The 14,527-nt window shown below is 73.0% G+C and carries 17 protein-coding genes; 13 read left to right on the forward strand and 4 right to left on the reverse strand.

From position 1 onward, the window contains the following. Positions 1-3: 3 nt before the first annotated feature. Both BLW57_RS28505 and BLW57_RS28510 read right to left on the reverse strand, forming a co-directional pair. Entirely contained in the window at positions 4-1,053 is a 1,050-nt protein-coding gene (locus BLW57_RS28505) for a hypothetical protein (protein ID WP_176985765.1), read from the reverse strand. Between the two features lie 181 nt (positions 1,054-1,234). Beyond that, positions 1,235-2,812, reverse strand: a complete 1,578-nt coding sequence (locus BLW57_RS28510; RefSeq protein WP_093478412.1) for an oxidoreductase — start codon at positions 2,810-2,812, stop codon at positions 1,235-1,237. A 212-nt stretch (positions 2,813-3,024) separates the two neighbouring features. Here BLW57_RS28510 and hisD point away from each other — a divergent pair, with 212 nt between their 5' ends. The 10 genes from hisD to BLW57_RS28555 all read left to right on the forward strand — a co-directional run bounded on the left by hisD (position 3,025) and on the right by BLW57_RS28555 (position 10,683). Then, the gene (gene hisD / locus BLW57_RS28515; RefSeq protein ID WP_093478413.1) at positions 3,025-4,350 is read left to right on the forward strand and encodes a histidinol dehydrogenase; all 1,326 of its coding nucleotides are present in this window, start codon (positions 3,025-3,027) and stop codon (positions 4,348-4,350) included. Next, the gene (locus BLW57_RS28520) at positions 4,347-5,459 is read left to right on the forward strand and encodes a histidinol-phosphate transaminase (protein ID WP_093478415.1); all 1,113 of its coding nucleotides are present in this window, start codon (positions 4,347-4,349) and stop codon (positions 5,457-5,459) included. The genes hisD and BLW57_RS28520 overlap by 4 nt, the downstream gene beginning before the upstream one ends. Further along, positions 5,456-6,049, forward strand: coding sequence for an imidazoleglycerol-phosphate dehydratase HisB (hisB, locus tag BLW57_RS28525; RefSeq protein WP_093478416.1), 594 nt, complete (start codon positions 5,456-5,458; stop codon positions 6,047-6,049). Before BLW57_RS28520 ends, hisB begins: the two co-directional genes overlap by 4 nt. 3 nt (positions 6,050-6,052) lie before the next feature. Beyond that, the gene (locus tag BLW57_RS41555; RefSeq protein ID WP_176985766.1) at positions 6,053-6,217 is read left to right on the forward strand and encodes a hypothetical protein; all 165 of its coding nucleotides are present in this window, start codon (positions 6,053-6,055) and stop codon (positions 6,215-6,217) included. Next, entirely contained in the window at positions 6,208-6,852 is a 645-nt protein-coding gene (hisH, locus tag BLW57_RS28530; protein WP_093478418.1) for an imidazole glycerol phosphate synthase subunit HisH, read from the forward strand. Before BLW57_RS41555 ends, hisH begins: the two co-directional genes overlap by 10 nt. A 3-nt stretch (positions 6,853-6,855) precedes the next feature. Continuing rightward, entirely contained in the window at positions 6,856-7,581 is a 726-nt protein-coding gene (gene priA, locus BLW57_RS28535; RefSeq protein WP_093478419.1) for a bifunctional 1-(5-phosphoribosyl)-5-((5-phosphoribosylamino)methylideneamino)imidazole-4-carboxamide isomerase/phosphoribosylanthranilate isomerase PriA, read from the forward strand. Continuing rightward, a complete protein-coding gene (locus BLW57_RS28540; protein ID WP_093478421.1) occupies positions 7,578-7,973 on the forward strand; it encodes a RidA family protein in 396 nt (131 codons plus the stop codon). The genes priA and BLW57_RS28540 overlap by 4 nt, the downstream gene beginning before the upstream one ends. Continuing rightward, positions 7,970-8,725: an imidazole glycerol phosphate synthase subunit HisF gene (gene hisF, locus BLW57_RS28545; RefSeq protein WP_093478422.1), complete on the forward strand. Its 756-nt coding sequence runs from the start codon at positions 7,970-7,972 to the stop codon at positions 8,723-8,725. Before BLW57_RS28540 ends, hisF begins: the two co-directional genes overlap by 4 nt. Positions 8,726-8,825: 100 nt before the next feature. Beyond that, complete coding sequence (locus tag BLW57_RS28550; RefSeq protein ID WP_093478424.1) at positions 8,826-9,413, forward strand: ArsR/SmtB family transcription factor; 588 nt, start codon at positions 8,826-8,828, stop codon at positions 9,411-9,413. Positions 9,414-9,426: 13 nt separating this feature from the next. After that, positions 9,427-10,683 (forward strand): MFS transporter, encoded by a 1,257-nt coding sequence (locus BLW57_RS28555; protein ID WP_256339610.1) that lies wholly within the window; start codon positions 9,427-9,429, stop codon positions 10,681-10,683. Between the two features lie 3 nt (positions 10,684-10,686). On the opposite strand, the gene BLW57_RS28560 is transcribed toward BLW57_RS28555, so the two are convergent. Both BLW57_RS28560 and BLW57_RS28565 read right to left on the reverse strand, forming a co-directional pair. Further along, a complete protein-coding gene (locus tag BLW57_RS28560) occupies positions 10,687-11,085 on the reverse strand; it encodes a VOC family protein (RefSeq protein WP_093478425.1) in 399 nt (132 codons plus the stop codon). Between the two features lie 13 nt (positions 11,086-11,098). Continuing rightward, positions 11,099-11,734, reverse strand: a complete 636-nt coding sequence (locus BLW57_RS28565; protein ID WP_093478427.1) for a TIGR03085 family metal-binding protein — start codon at positions 11,732-11,734, stop codon at positions 11,099-11,101. An 82-nt stretch (positions 11,735-11,816) separates the two neighbouring features. Here BLW57_RS28565 and hisI point away from each other — a divergent pair, with 82 nt between their 5' ends. From hisI to BLW57_RS28580, 3 genes are read left to right on the forward strand one after another with little or no spacing between them, the layout of a single operon-like run. Next, the gene (gene hisI / locus BLW57_RS28570; protein WP_093478428.1) at positions 11,817-12,209 is read left to right on the forward strand and encodes a phosphoribosyl-AMP cyclohydrolase; all 393 of its coding nucleotides are present in this window, start codon (positions 11,817-11,819) and stop codon (positions 12,207-12,209) included. An 11-nt stretch (positions 12,210-12,220) separates the two neighbouring features. Next, positions 12,221-13,717: an anthranilate synthase component I gene (locus BLW57_RS28575; RefSeq protein ID WP_093478430.1), complete on the forward strand. Its 1,497-nt coding sequence runs from the start codon at positions 12,221-12,223 to the stop codon at positions 13,715-13,717. A gap of 51 nt (positions 13,718-13,768) precedes the next feature. Beyond that, complete coding sequence (locus tag BLW57_RS28580; protein WP_093478431.1) at positions 13,769-14,407, forward strand: TIGR02234 family membrane protein; 639 nt, start codon at positions 13,769-13,771, stop codon at positions 14,405-14,407. The last annotated feature ends 120 nt before the right edge of the window (positions 14,408-14,527 follow it).

Consider the following 14,527-nt stretch of genomic DNA (forward strand, 5'->3'; position numbering starts at 1 on the left):
AGCCTAGTGGTCACCGGCGCGGACGTGTCCTCGGTGGTCACCGACCGGGTCCGCGGGCCCCGGCACCAGCCCCGCCGGGACGGGATCCGGGCCGCCCGTGAGCAGGTGATCGCGCAAGCGCAGGAAGTGGCCGAGCGGGTCGTCCGAGAACCGGTCCCAGGGGAAGGACGTGGCGTACGGGCCGATCAGGCGCGCCTGGGTGGCCGCGTCGTCCCGCCGGTCCAGCCGCAGGAGGACGTACAGGAGCTTGTTGCGGACCTCGGCGGGCCACGGGTCGGCCGCCGGGAGACGGCCCGAGAGGGCGACCGCCCGGTCCGCCGCGGCGTCGAGCCGCGCACGCCCCATCTCGGGGCCGCAGCCGTCGGTCAGGTAGCCGAAGGCCGCCCGGGCCGGCAGCGCCTGGACGAGCGAGTCGGCGGGGGCGTCCTGCGCGGCCAGGTCGGCGAAGTCGAAGCACGCGTGGTGGGAGCCGTGCCAGAGCGCGGCCAGGTAGCGCAGGGCGGCCACGTGGCAGCCGTAGTGGTGCGGGGCGCGCCGGACCGCCGCCTCCCACAGCTCCTCGAAGTACCGGTGCCCGGCCCGGGAGCCGCGGGCGTGGTCCAGGGCGATCCGCCACGGCACGGGGTCGCGGTCGTCGGCGCGGGCGGCCGCCGTGATGAGCGGGCTCGCCTCGCGCAGCAGTTCGGCGCGGGCCGGTGAGGGCCAGGCGCGGTCCACCGCCAGCTGGGCGTCCAGCAGCAGGGCGTCGGGATCGCCGGGGGCGGCCTTGCGCCAGTTCTCGAACCATTCGGGGCGCGAGCGCGCGAACGCGGCGAGGCGTCTGACGTACCGGTCGCGGTTCTCCCACTCGGCCGCGGCCCGGGTCGCGGCCAGCAGCGCGGCCGCGCCGGCGTGGTCGCCGCGGGCGGCCGTGACCAGCGCGGGCGAGAGGCGGTCGTCGGGCGCGTCGAGCACGGCCTCGTCCGCGGCCGGGGGTCCGGCCGGGCGCGCGGGGCGTTTGGTCATCCGGGTGGGGCGGATGAACGAGGGCAGCAGAGCCATGGTGTCGACCATTGAAAGTCCGCAGGTCCAGGGCGCGCCAGAGGGTCCACGGAAGTTACGTAAGGTTGTACGTCCTATGGTCAAGGAGCAGTAAAAGGTGATGGTTCAACCATTGTGGTGAACCTGTACGCGAAGGGTGAAGATCCGGCGCACGTCCGGTGGTCCCGCGGTGCGGAAGGGTGCCGCGGCGGTGTCAGCTCCGTCGCAGCAGCCGGGTCGCCCCCGCCGCCACCGTCGTCGCCAGGATCCAGCCGAGCAGGATCATCGCCGCCGCCAGCCACTGCCAGCCGCCGCGCAGCTGCCACTGGCCCGCCTGGCCCAGGTCGATCACCGGCAGCAGCAGGTCCAGCGTGAACAGCGATGGGCTCCAGGACGGGTGCCCGTCGTGGTTCACCGGCGGATGGTCGGCGTGCGCGAACGCCAGCGTGCCCGCCGCCCACAGCACCGCCATCCACACCGCCGCCCGGCCCGGACGGTAGCCGTAGGCGACCGTCCAGTCCTGGACGACTCCCCAGAACTTCCCGGCGAGCGGAAGCGTCTCCCGGCGCCGGCGCTGCTTGGCGAGCAGCACCTCGCGCGCGTCCTCGTCCTCCCCGGCCGCCCGCAGTACCGAGGCCAGCCGCTCGTACGGCTCCGGGGCGTACTCGGCGGTGGCCGCCGCCACCCAGTCCAGGCGCCGGGTCAGCGGAAAGGGCCCCTGCGGTACCAGGCTCTCGTAGGCGAATCCGCCCATGTGCAGGTTCCCGGCGTCCGGCCAGCTGCTCGCCCGGTCCACCAGGTTCACGACCCGCGCCCCCGACAGCACCACCTTGCCGCGCTGCGGCTTGTCCCCGAGGAAGCGCAGCTCGGGCGTCTGCACCCGGCGCAGCGACAGCTCCTGGTCGTCGGTGAAGGTGAACCGCGCCCGCTCCAGGTCGACGGCGTCGCCGAACCGCCCGTCGTCCAGCCGGATCCCGCCCCGGCACTCGAACCGCTGGATCCGCGTACCGCGCGCCGGCGTCGTCCCGCTCAGCAGCGGACTGCCCACCCCGGCCGGGGTCAGGTACAGGGTGCGCTCGACCGTCAGCTGGGGCGCGTTCAGGGCGAGGCGGGCGTACGGGTTGGCCAGCCGCGCGCCCCGCAGACTGAGCGAGACGCCGACCTTGGCACCGCGCAGGCTCAGCTCGCCGTGCGACTCCAGCATCTCCGCCTGGAGATCCTGGCCGACGGTCATGCCGTCCGCCGCCATCGACCGGCCGCCGCGGTCCCGGTACACGACCGCCTGGTTGAGCAGCAGATCCGTGCCGATGTGCGCGTCGGTCAGCCGGATCCCGTTCTGGAACCGGCAGCGCGGCAGGTGCAGATCGCCCTCGGTGTGCACCCGGGCCGCCTCCAGGCGCGGCACCGAGCAGTCCACCAGGCGCACGGTCGTGAACCGGGCCTCCGGCAGCCGGACCTCGTCGTCGAACCGGCAGCCGCGCAGCTCCACGTACGGCGTGACCGTGCCGCCCGCCAGCTCCAGGGTGCCCGTGATCCGGACGCCGACGAGTTTCAGGGCGGACACCCGGCCGGCGAGCGCCGGCGGTCCGTCCAGCAGCAGCCAGGCGACGATGCGCGCCCGCACGGTCCGCCCGGGCCCCCAGGGGTGCCCGCCGTGCGGATCGTCCACGGCGCCGTCCCCGCTGCTCAGGTCGTACACGCTGCCGTTGCGGAAGGCCTGCCACATGCCCGCCTCGGCCGCGGTCAGGTCCTCGGGCAGGTCCCCGGCGTCGCTGCCGGTCCCCTCGGTCACCGCTGTTCCTTCTCTCCTCGCCCGTTCGGGCCACTGCTGGGTCACCTGTGTCGTACTGGCGTTCATGCCCGGTGCGTGACGCCCGGAACACTCCTGGTGAACGTGATCTTCCGGGTTCCGGCCACCCTATGTACCGGCGATTGGCCCACGCTCTGTATCAGCCATTGATACGCGCGAACGGCTCCGGACGCCGGTCTGAGAGAATTGGGACTGTGATTTCCCGAATCGATCTGCGCGGCGACGCCCTTCCCGAGGGCCCCGCCCTGCGCGACCTGCTGCCCCGAGCCGACTTCGACGTTGCGGCCGCCCTGGAGAAGGTGCGTCCGATCTGCGAGGCCGTGCATCATCGTGGCGACGCGGCGCTGATCGACTTCGCCGAGAAATTCGACGGAGTACGGCTGGAATCCGTCCGCGTCCCGGTCTCGGCGCTCACCGAGGCGCTGGACGGCCTCGACCCGGCGGTGCGCGCCGCGCTGGAGGAGTCCATCCGCCGCGCCCGCATGGTCCACCGCGAGCAGCGCCGTACGACCCACACCACCCAGGTGGTGCCCGGCGGCACCGTGACCGAGAAGTGGGTGCCGGTCGAGCGCGTCGGTCTGTACGCGCCCGGCGGACGCTCGGTCTACCCCTCCTCCGTGGTCATGAACGTCGTGCCCGCGCAGGAGGCCGGCGTCGAGTCCATCGCGCTCGCCTCCCCGGCCCAGGCCGCGTTCGGCGGTCTGCCGCACCCGACGATCCTCGCCGCCTGCGCCCTGCTCGGCGTCGACGAGGTCTACGCGGCGGGCGGCGCCACCGCCGTCGCGATGTTCGCCCACGGCACCGAGTCCTGCCCGCCCGCGAACATGGTCACCGGCCCCGGCAACATCTGGGTCGCCGCCGCCAAGCGCTACTTCACCGGCAAGATCGGCATCGACGCCGAGGCCGGCCCGACCGAGATCGCGATCCTCGCCGACGACACGGCCGACCCGGTGCACGTGGCCTCCGACCTGATCAGCCAGGCCGAGCACGACCCGCTGGCCGCCGCCGTCCTCGTCACCGACTCCCAGGAGCTGGCGGACGCGGTGGAGAAGGAGCTGGAGCCGCAGGTCGCGGCCACCCGGCACATCGACGACCGGATCGTGCCCGCGCTGAAGGGCAGGCAGTCCGCGATCGTCCTCGTCGACGGCATCGAGGAGGGTCTGCGGGTGGTCGACGCGTACGGCGCCGAGCACCTGGAGATCCAGACCGCCGACGCCGCCCGGATCGCCGACCGGGTCAGGAACGCCGGCGCGATCTTCGTCGGCCCCTGGGCCCCGGTCTCGCTCGGCGACTACGCGGCCGGGTCCAACCACGTCCTGCCCACCGGCGGCTGCGCCTGCCACTCCTCGGGCCTGTCCGTCCAGTCCTTCCTGCGCGGCATCCACGTCGTCGACTACTCGAAGGACGCGCTTGCCGAGGTCGCGCACCACGTGGTCACGCTGGCGGAGGCGGAGGACCTGCCGGCCCACGGCGCGGCGATCAAGGCCAGGTTCGGCTGGAAGGTACCCGAGAGCAAGTGAGCGACGTGCGGATCGACGATCTTCCCGTACGGGACGAGCTGCGTGGCAAGTCCCCCTACGGCGCGCCCCAGTTGGACGTCCCCGTACGGCTGAACACCAACGAGAACCCCTACCCGCTGCCCGAACCGCTGGTCGAGCGGATCGCGGAGCGGGTGCGGGAGGCCGCCCGCGGCCTGAACCGCTACCCCGACCGGGACGCGGTCCGGCTGCGCACCGAGCTGGCCGCCTACCTGACGAAGACCGGCAAGTACCCGCTCGGCATGGCGAACGTGTGGGCGGCCAACGGCTCCAACGAGGTCATCCAGCAACTGCTGCAGACCTTCGGCGGCCCCGGCCGTACGGCGATCGGCTTCGAGCCGTCGTACTCGATGCACGCCCTCATCGCGCGCGGGACGGGGACGGGCTGGATTTCGGGTCCGCGGGCCGAGGACTTCACGATCGACCTCGCCGCCGCGCGGCGGGCGATCGCCGAGCACCGGCCCGACGTCGTCTTCATCACCACGCCCAACAACCCCACCGGCAACGCGGTCCCGCCCGAGACGGTCCTCGCGCTGTACGAGGCGGCGCAGGCCGCCAAGCCGTCGATGGTGATCGTGGACGAGGCGTACGTCGAGTTCAGCCACGGCGACTCGCTGCTGCCGCTGCTCGCGGGCCGCCCGCACCTGGTCGTCTCCCGCACCATGTCGAAGGCGTTCGGCGCCGCCGGGCTCCGCCTCGGCTACCTCGCCGCCGACCCCGCCGTCGTGGACGCGGTCCAGCTCGTACGGCTGCCGTACCACCTCTCGGCGATCACCCAGGCGACCGCGCTGGCCGCGCTGGAGCACACGGACACGCTGCTCGGGTACGTCGAGCAGCTGAAGTCGGAGCGCGACCGGCTGGTCGCCGAGCTGCGCGCGATCGGCTACGACGTCACCGAGTCCGACGCCAACTTCGTGCAGTTCGGCCGGTTCGGCGACGCCCAGGACGCCTGGCGGAGGATCCTCGACCGGGGCGTCCTCGTCCGGGACAACGGCGTACCGGGATGGCTGCGGGTGTCCGCCGGCACCCCGGAGGAGAACGACGCGTTCCTGGACGCGGTACGTGAAGTGAAGAAGGAGCTTGAGGCATGAGCCGCGTAGGACGCGTGGAGCGCACCACCAAGGAGACCTCGGTCCTGGTCGAGATAGACCTCGACGGCACCGGGAGGACCGACATCGCCACCGGCGTCGGCTTCTACGACCACATGCTCGACCAGCTCGGCCGGCACGGTCTGTTCGACCTGACCGTGAAGACCGACGGCGACCTGCACATCGACTCCCACCACACCATCGAGGACACCGCCCTCGCGCTCGGTGCCGCGTTCAAGCAGGCGCTCGGCGACAAGGTGGGCATCTACCGCTTCGGCAACTGCACGGTCCCGCTGGACGAGTCCCTCGCCCAGGTCACCGTCGACCTCTCCGGCCGCCCCTACCTCGTGCACACCGAGCCCGAGAACATGGCGCCGATGATCGGCGAGTACGACACGACGATGACCCGGCACATCCTGGAGTCCTTCGTCGCCCAGGCGCAGATCGCGCTGCACGTGCACGTGCCGTACGGGCGCAACGCGCACCACATCGTGGAGTGCCAGTTCAAGGCGCTGGCCCGGGCGCTCCGTTACGCCTCCGAGCGCGACCCGCGCGCGGTCGGCATCCTCCCCTCCACGAAGGGCGCTCTCTAACCCATGAACGGTCTGTCGACCCTCCTGATCGTCGTCGGCCTCTTCCTGGTCGGCGGCATCGTCTCCTTCGTGAAGCAGAAGATGCCCGCGAGCCTCATCGTGCTGCTCTCCATCGGTGCGGGCATGTGCCTGGTCGCGGGCGTCCTGCGGCTGGAGGTGTGGAATTGAGCACCAAGAAGGTCGTGGTCTTCGACTACGGCTTCGGCAACGTCCGGTCCGCCGAGCGCGCCCTCGCGCGCGTGGGCGCCGACGTCGAGATCACCCGTGACTTCGACCGGGCGATGAACGCCGACGGCCTGCTCGTGCCGGGCGTCGGCGCCTTCGCCGCCTGCATGCAGGGTCTGCGCGCCGCCCGCGGCGACTGGGTGATCGACCGCAGGCTGTCCGGCGGCCGCCCGGTGATGGGCATCTGCGTCGGCATGCAGATCCTCTTCGCACGCGGCATCGAGCACGGCGTGGAGGCCGAGGGGCTGGACGAGTGGCCGGGCACGGTCGCCCCGCTCCAGGCCGACGTGGTGCCCCACATGGGCTGGAACACCGTCGACGCCCCGGCCGGCTCCCGGCTCTTCGCGGGCCTCGACGCCGACGCCCGCTTCTACTTCGTGCACTCCTACGCCGTCCACGACTGGGCCCTGGAGACGCACAACCCGGTGATCGAGGCCCCCAAGGTCACCTGGTCGACGCACGGCGAGCCGTTCGTGGCCGCCGTGGAGAACGGCGCCCTGTGGGCGACGCAGTTCCACCCCGAGAAGTCCGGCGACGCCGGCGCGCAGCTCCTCACCAACTGGATCGGAACCCTGTAGACCATGGCCAAGCTCGAACTCCTCCCCGCCGTCGACGTCCGCGACGGCCAGGCCGTGCGACTCGTCCACGGCGAGTCCGGGACCGAGACCTCCTACGGCTCGCCGCTGGAGGCCGCCCTCGCCTGGCAGCGCTCGGGCGCCGAGTGGCTGCACCTGGTCGACCTGGACGCCGCGTTCGGCACCGGCGACAACCGGGAGCTGATCGCCGAGGTCGCGCGCGCGATGGACATCAAGGTGGAGCTGTCCGGCGGCATCCGCGACGACGACACCCTCGCCGCCGCCCTCGCCACCGGCTGCACCCGGGTCAACCTGGGAACCGCGGCCCTGGAGACCCCCGAGTGGGTCGCCAAGGTCATCGCCGAGCACGGCGACAAGATCGCGGTCGGCCTGGACGTGCGCGGCACGACCCTGCGCGGCCGCGGCTGGACCCGCGACGGCGGCGACCTCTACGAGACGCTGGCGCGCCTCGACAAGGAGGGCTGCGCCCGCTACGTCGTCACCGACATCGCCAAGGACGGCACCCTCCAGGGCCCGAACCTGGAGCTGCTGAGGAACGTCTGCGCGGTCACCGACCGCCCGGTCGTGGCCTCCGGCGGCGTGTCGTCCCTGGACGACCTGCGCGCCATCGCCGGGTTGGTTCCCCTCGGCGTCGAGGGCTCCATCGTCGGCAAGGCCCTGTACGCGAAGGCGTTCACCCTGGAAGAGGCCCTGGAGGCGGTGGCCGAGTGAGCGACGTCCGACGCGTGTCGACCGGCGCGCCCTGGGAGGAGCAGTTCGGCTACTCCCGCGCGGTGGAGCTGCCGAACGGCCTGGTCCTGGTCTCGGGCTGCACGTCCATCGTGGACGGGCAGATCGCCGGGGGCGGCCCGTACGAGCAGGCGGTCAACGCGTTCGAGGTCGCCCTGGGGGCGCTCGGGCAGCTGGGGCTCGGCCGTGACGACGTCGTGCGCACGCGTATGTACCTCACGCACGCCCGTGACGTGGACGAGGTCGGCCGCGCCCACAAGGAGCTGTTCGACGCCGTCCGGCCCGCCGCGTCCATGATCATTGTCTCCGGCTTCGTGGACCCCAGCCTGGTCGTCGAGGTCGAGGTGGAGGCGTTCCGAGGAGTGACGGCATGACCCTGGCCATCCGAGTCATCCCCTGCCTGGACGTGGACAACGGCCGCGTCGTCAAGGGCGTCAACTTCCAGAACCTGCGCGACGCGGGCGACCCCGTCGAGATGGCCAAGGTGTACGACGCCGAGGGCGCCGACGAGCTGACGTTCCTGGACATCACCGCGTCCTCGGGCGACCGGGAGACGACGTACGACGTGGTCCGCCGCACCGCGGAGCAGGTGTTCATCCCGCTGACGGTCGGCGGCGGTGTCCGCACGGCCGAGGACGTGGACAAGCTGCTGCGGGCCGGCGCCGACAAGGTCGGCGTGAACACCGCGGCCATCGCCCGTCCCGAGCTGATCCGCGAGATCGCGGAGCGCTTCGGCCGGCAGGTGCTGGTCCTCTCCGTCGACGCCCGCAGGACCGAGTCCGGATCCTTCGAGGTGACCACCCACGGCGGCCGCCGGGGGACCGGCATCGACGCCGTCGAGTGGGCGCACCGGGCGGCCGAGCTGGGCGCGGGGGAGATCCTGCTGAACTCCATGGACGCGGACGGCACCAAGGACGGCTACGACCTGGAGATGATCGCGGCCGTCCGCAAGCACGTCACGGTCCCGGTGATCGCGTCCGGCGGCGCGGGCAGCCTCGCGCACTTCCCGCCGGCCGTCACGGCGGGCGCGGACGCGGTGCTGGCCGCGTCGGTGTTCCACTTCGGCGACCTGCGGATCGGCGAGGTGAAGCAGACCCTCCGCGAGGCGGGGCACCCCGTGCGCTGACATCCCGTCGCCCCGGCACCGCTTCGAGTACGGCCGAAAACGAAAGAGAAGTTGCGCAAAATAAGTTGTGCAACTTCTCTTTCGTATCTAGGGTCGCGGTATGGCGAGTCGGGAAGAGCGGCGGATCACGGACACGGGCACCCTCAAGGCCCTCTCCCATCCGCTGCGCATGAAGCTCTACCGGCTGCTGTTCGTCGCCGAGGCGGCCACCGCCTCCCAGCTGGCCGAGCAGGTCGACGAGGCCGTCTCCCTGGTCAGCTACCACCTGCGCAAGCTAGCCGAGCACGGACTGATCGAGGCCGCCGACCCGCAACGCGCGGACGGCCGCGAACGCTGGTGGCAGCCCTCGTCCGAGACGGTCTCCATCCGCGACGAGGACTTCCGCGACGCCCCCGAGAAGGCGGCCGCACACCTCGCCGCCTCCCGCATGTTCCTGGACCAGCGGGCCGAGATGTACCGCGGATACCTGGACGCCCGCGCCCACTGGGGCGCGGAGTGGAACGAGGCCGCCCACGACTCCGAGTCCCTGCTCCGGCTCACCGCCGAGGAACTGGGCGAGCTGAAGAAGGACCTGCACGACCTGCTCAGGCGCTACGACGAGCAGGGGCGGGCCCGCGAGGCCGCCGGCGACACCGAAGGGCGCGAGCACGTCGCGCTGCACGTGTACGGATTCCCGTTCCGCGTCTGACAAGGGACCCCTGGTGACCGACACCCTGATACCCGCGCCCGCCGCCACCGCGGCCGACGCGCCCGCCCACCGCGACCCGAACGTGCTGCGCTGGCTCGCCGCCTACACCTCCTCCATGCTCGGCGACGGCGTCTACTACCTGGCCCTGTCCTGGGCCGCCGTCCAGGCGGGCTCCCCGGCCCAGGCCGGACTCGTGATGTCCGCCAGCGCGCTGCCCCGGGCGGTGCTGATGCTCGGCGGCGGAGTGATCGCCGACCGGCTCGGCCCGCGCCGGGTCGTCATCGGCAGCGACGCCGTCCGCTGCGCGGCCGTCCTCGCCGTGGCCGCCCTGCTGTTCCTCACCAGCCCCGGACTGTGGCCGCTCGCCCTGCTGGCCCTGGTCTTCGGCACGGTCGACGCGGTGTTCATGCCCGCCGTCGGCGCCCTCCCGGCCCGCCTCACCGGCAAGAGCCAGCTCGCCCGGGTCCAGGGCATGCGCGGTCTCGCCATCCGCTTCTCCAACGTGCTCGGCGCCCCGCTCGGCGGGCTCGGCGTGGCCGTCGGCGGGGCGTCCGCCGCGTTCGCCCTGGCCGGGCTGCTCATCGCCGTCTCCGTGCCGCTGCTGATCTCCGTACGCGTCCGCGACCTGCCCGCGGACGACGAGCCCCGCGCGGGCGCCACCACCGCCCGGGGCGACCTTGCGGCGGGCCTGCGGTACATCCGCCACCACCGCGTCCTCGCCCCGCTGATGCTGGCCATCGCCCTCGGCGACTTCGGCTTCGTCGGCCCGCTCAACGTCGGTCTCACCCTGCTCGCCGACCGGCGCGGCTGGGGAGCCTCCGGCATGGGCTGGGTCCTCGCCGGTTTCGGGGTCGGCGCGGGCGCCGCCGCGCTGCTGCTGGCGGTGCGCGGCCGGGTGCCCCGCGCGGGCGTCGTCATCGGCTGCGCCTGCACGGCCGGTTCGGTGGCCATCGGCGCCCTCGGTTTCGTTCCCGCCCTCGCCGGCGCCGTCGCCGTGGCCGCGCTCGTGGGCCTGCTCGCCGGGCTCAGCGGCGCCCTGTGCGGGGCCCTGCTGCAGACCTGCGCCGACCCCGCCTACCTCGGCCGGGTCACCGCCGTCGCCGGACTGGTCAGCCTCGGCCTCGCCCCGCTGAGCATGCCGTTCGCGGCCGCCGCGATCGGGACGTGGGGCCTCGGCCCGGTCTACGTCGTCAGCGCGGTCGTCTGCGGTCTCGGCGGGGTCGTCGCCCTCGCCGTCCCCGGCCTGCGCCGCGCGGAACTGCCCGGCTGACCGTCAGCCTTTCGGCTGGACCAGCTGCACGAGATTGCCCACCGTGTCGTCGAGCACCGCCGCCAGCACCGGACCCTGCTCCTGCGGCTCGTGCGCGAACCGCACACCGAGGCCGGTCAGCCGGGCGTACTCGGCCGCCAGGTCGTCCACCGAGAAGACGATGCACGGCAGACCGGCCTCGTACACCGCCCTGCGGTACGGCTCCGCGACGGGCCCCTGGCCGGGCTCCAGCAGCAGCTGCAGATCCGGCTGGGCCCCCTGCGGCGCCCCGACCGTGACGAACAGCGTGTCGTTGCCGAGATCCATGTGGACGCGCGTCTCGAAGCCGAGGACGTCCGTGTAGAAGGCGTGCGCCCTGGCCACGTCGTCGACGTACACGTTGGTCATCGCGACCTTGATCACGGGAGGTGCCCCCTCAGATGCCGAGCTGCCGGGACTCGTGCAGGGTGTCGATCGCCTCCGCGTCGCCCTCCAGCTCCACCGCGGCCGCGTCCTGCCGGCCGTAGGCGAACATCAGCAGCTCCGACGGCTCACCCGTCACCGTGACCACCGGCGCGCCGCGGTGCGCCACCACCGTCTGGCCGTCCGGACGGCGCAGCACCAGACCCGTCGGCACGCCCCGGCCCATCAGCCGCGCCATCCGCTCCAGCCGGGACCACAGCGTGTCCTGGAACACCGTGTCCAGCTCCCGCCGGCCCCAGTCCGGCTGGGCACGGCGCACGTCCTCCGTGTGGACGTAGAACTCGACGACGTTCGCCGCCTCGTCCACCTGCTTGAGCTGAAAGGGTGAGAAGCGGGGCGGGCCGGTACGGATCAGCTTGATCAGCTCCTCGTACGGCTTCGCGGTGTACTCCGCCATCACCTTCTCCAGGCGCGACGCGAGCGGCTTGATCAGCGCGCCGCTCGCCGCGTCCGGACGGCGCTCACGCACGATCACGTGCGCGGCCAGGTCCCGGGTCCGCCAGCCCTCGCAGAGGGTCTGGGCGTCCGGACCGACGGTTTCCAAGAGGTCGGCGAGCAGGAGCCGTTCACGCTTGGCGAAGGTCGACATGGACTCAGCCTACGACCGCGCGCAGGGTCCGCCCAGTGGACACGGACGGTCACCACCCCACCCGCGCGGCACAATGGCACCCATGACCAGCACGCCCCCGCCCAGCGGCCTCGACCCGGAGATCGCCGCCCGCCTCAAGCGCAGCGCCGACGGCCTCGTCCCCGCCATCGCCCAGCAGTACGACACCGGTGAGGTGCTGATGCTGGGCTGGATGGACGACGAGGCGCTGCACCGCACCCTCACCACCGGCCGCTGCACCTACTGGTCCCGCAGCCGCGGGGAGTACTGGGTCAAGGGCGACACCTCCGGCCACTTCCAGTGGGTGAAGTCGGTCGCGCTGGACTGCGACGCCGACACCGTGCTGGTCAAGGTCGACCAGGTGGGCGCCGCCTGCCACACCGGCGCGCGCACCTGCTTCGACGAGGACGTCCTGCTCAAGGACGCCGATTCCGGCCCCAACCGCACCGGTCAGTAAGGTCGACGGCCATGGACCTCGAGACCTTCCGCAAGCTCGCCACCGACCGGCGCGTCATCCCGGTCACGCGCAAGCTCCTCGCCGACGGCGACACCCCGGTCGCGCTCTACCGCAAGCTCGCCGCCGAGCGCCCCGGCACCTTCCTGCTGGAGTCCGCGGAGAACGGCCGCTCCTGGTCCCGGTACTCCTTCGTGGGCGTCCGCTCGGCGGCCACGCTCACCGCGCGCGACGGCCGGACGCACTGGCTCGGCGACCCGCCGGTCGGCGTCCCCGTCGACGGCGACCCGCTCGCCGCCCTGCGGGCCACCATCCAGACCCTGCACACCCCCCACCACGAGGGCATGCCGCCCTTCACCGGCGGCATGGTCGGCTACCTCGGCTACGACATCGTCCGCCGCCTGGAGAAGATCGGCCCCGGCGAGCGCGACGATCTGCGGCTGCCCGAGCTGACCATGCTCCTGACCAGCGACCTCGCCGTGATGGACCACTGGGAGGGCTCGGTCCTGCTGATCGCCAACGCGATCAACCACAACGACCTGGACACCGGCGTCGACGAGGCCTGGGCGGACGCCGTGGCCCGCCTCGACGCCATGGAGGCCGACCTCACGCGCGCGGTGGCCCAGCCCCCGGCCGTCCTGCCGCCCTCCGAGCTGCCCGAGTACACCGCGCTGTGGGGCGGCCCGGACTTCCAGCGGGCCGTCGAGGACGTCAAGGAGCGCATCCGGGCCGGCGAGGCCTTCCAGGTCGTGCCCTCCCAGCGGTTCGAGACGCCCTGCACGGCGAGCGCCCTCGACGTCTACCGGGTGCTGCGGGCGACCAACCCCTCGCCGTACATGTACCTGTTCCGCTTCGACGGGTTCGACGTCGTCGGCTCCTCCCCGGAGGCCCTGGTCAAGGTCGAGGACGGGCGGGCCATGGTCCACCCCATCGCCGGCACCCGGCACCGCGGCGCCACCCCTCAGGAGGACCAGGCCCTCGCCGACGAACTCCTCGCCGACCCCAAGGAGCGCGCCGAGCACCTGATGCTGGTGGACCTCGGCCGCAACGACCTCGGGCGCGTCTGCGAGCCGGGCTCGGTCGAGGTCGTCGACTTCATGTCCATCGAGCGCTACTCGCACGTCATGCACATCGTCTCGACCGTCACCGGCCAGGTGGCCGAGGGCCGCACGGCCTTCGACGTGCTCACCGCGTGCTTCCCCGCGGGCACCCTCTCCGGCGCCCCCAAGCCGCGCGCGATGCAGATCATCGACGAACTGGAGCCCTCCCGCCGGGGCCTGTACGGCGGCTGCGTCGGCTACCTCGACTTCGCCGGCGACTCCGACACCGCGATCGCCATCCGCACCGCCCTGCTGCGGGACGGCACGGCCTACGTACAGGCCGGTGCCGGCATCGTCGCCGACTCCGACCCGGTGGCCGAGGACCAGGAGTGCCGCAACAAGGCGGCGGCGGTCCTGCGTGCCGTGCACACCGCCAACCGCCTGGACGGACGGCTCGGTTCCGCCGAGTAGGGCGCATCTCATGGAACCCCGGGTGACGGTTCGCCCGGGGTTCAGGCGATAGTGGACTACGTGACTGCTGTTCCCCACCCCCGTTCCGAAGCCGCCGCACCCACCCGGTCCGGCCGGCGGAGCCTCGCCGCGGCCCTCCTGTTCGGTGCCCTCGGCGCGGCCGTGGCGCTCCTCGCGACCCGGCAGCGCTGGGCGGAGGGCACCGCGACGGTGGCCGGCGGCGCGTTCCCGCTGACCGTGAAGGGCAGCGACGTCACCGGCGTCCCCGCGGCCCTCGCCATAGTGGGCCTCGCCGCGCTCGTCGCCGTCTTCGCCGTCCGCAGGGCCGGCCGCCTCCTCGTCTCCGCCCTGCTCGCGCTGTCCGGAGCCGGCATCGTGGCCGCCGCCCTCGTGTCCGCCTCCGACGCCTCCGTGCTGGACGAGAAGGCGGCCCAGGCCAGCGGCGACACCTCCGCCACGGTCGCCGCCCTCAGCCACACCGGCTGGCCCTACGTCGCGGCCGTCGGCGGTGCCCTGATCCTGCTCGCCGGCCTGCTCGCGCTGCGCTTCGGCAGCCGCTGGCCCGCCATGTCCGGCCGCTACGAGCGCGGTACCGACCGCCCGCGCCGCACCGCCCGCCCGGCCGACCCGGAGCGCCCCGAGGAGATCTGGAAGGCCCTGGACCGCGGCGAGGACCCCACGGGCGCCTGAGCGCCCCCACGGGCGGGCCGCCCGGGAATGTGGCGAACCAGACGCCACCCCCGCGTCCGGCGGCCGCGCCCGTACGGGACAATGGAGGCGAGCGTCCGGCTCGGACAGTGACGGGCGGGC

This window comes from Streptomyces sp. 1222.5 (genome assembly GCF_900105245.1).
In the GTDB taxonomy this organism is placed as follows: Bacteria; Actinomycetota; Actinomycetes; order Streptomycetales; family Streptomycetaceae; genus Streptomyces; species Streptomyces albidocamelliae.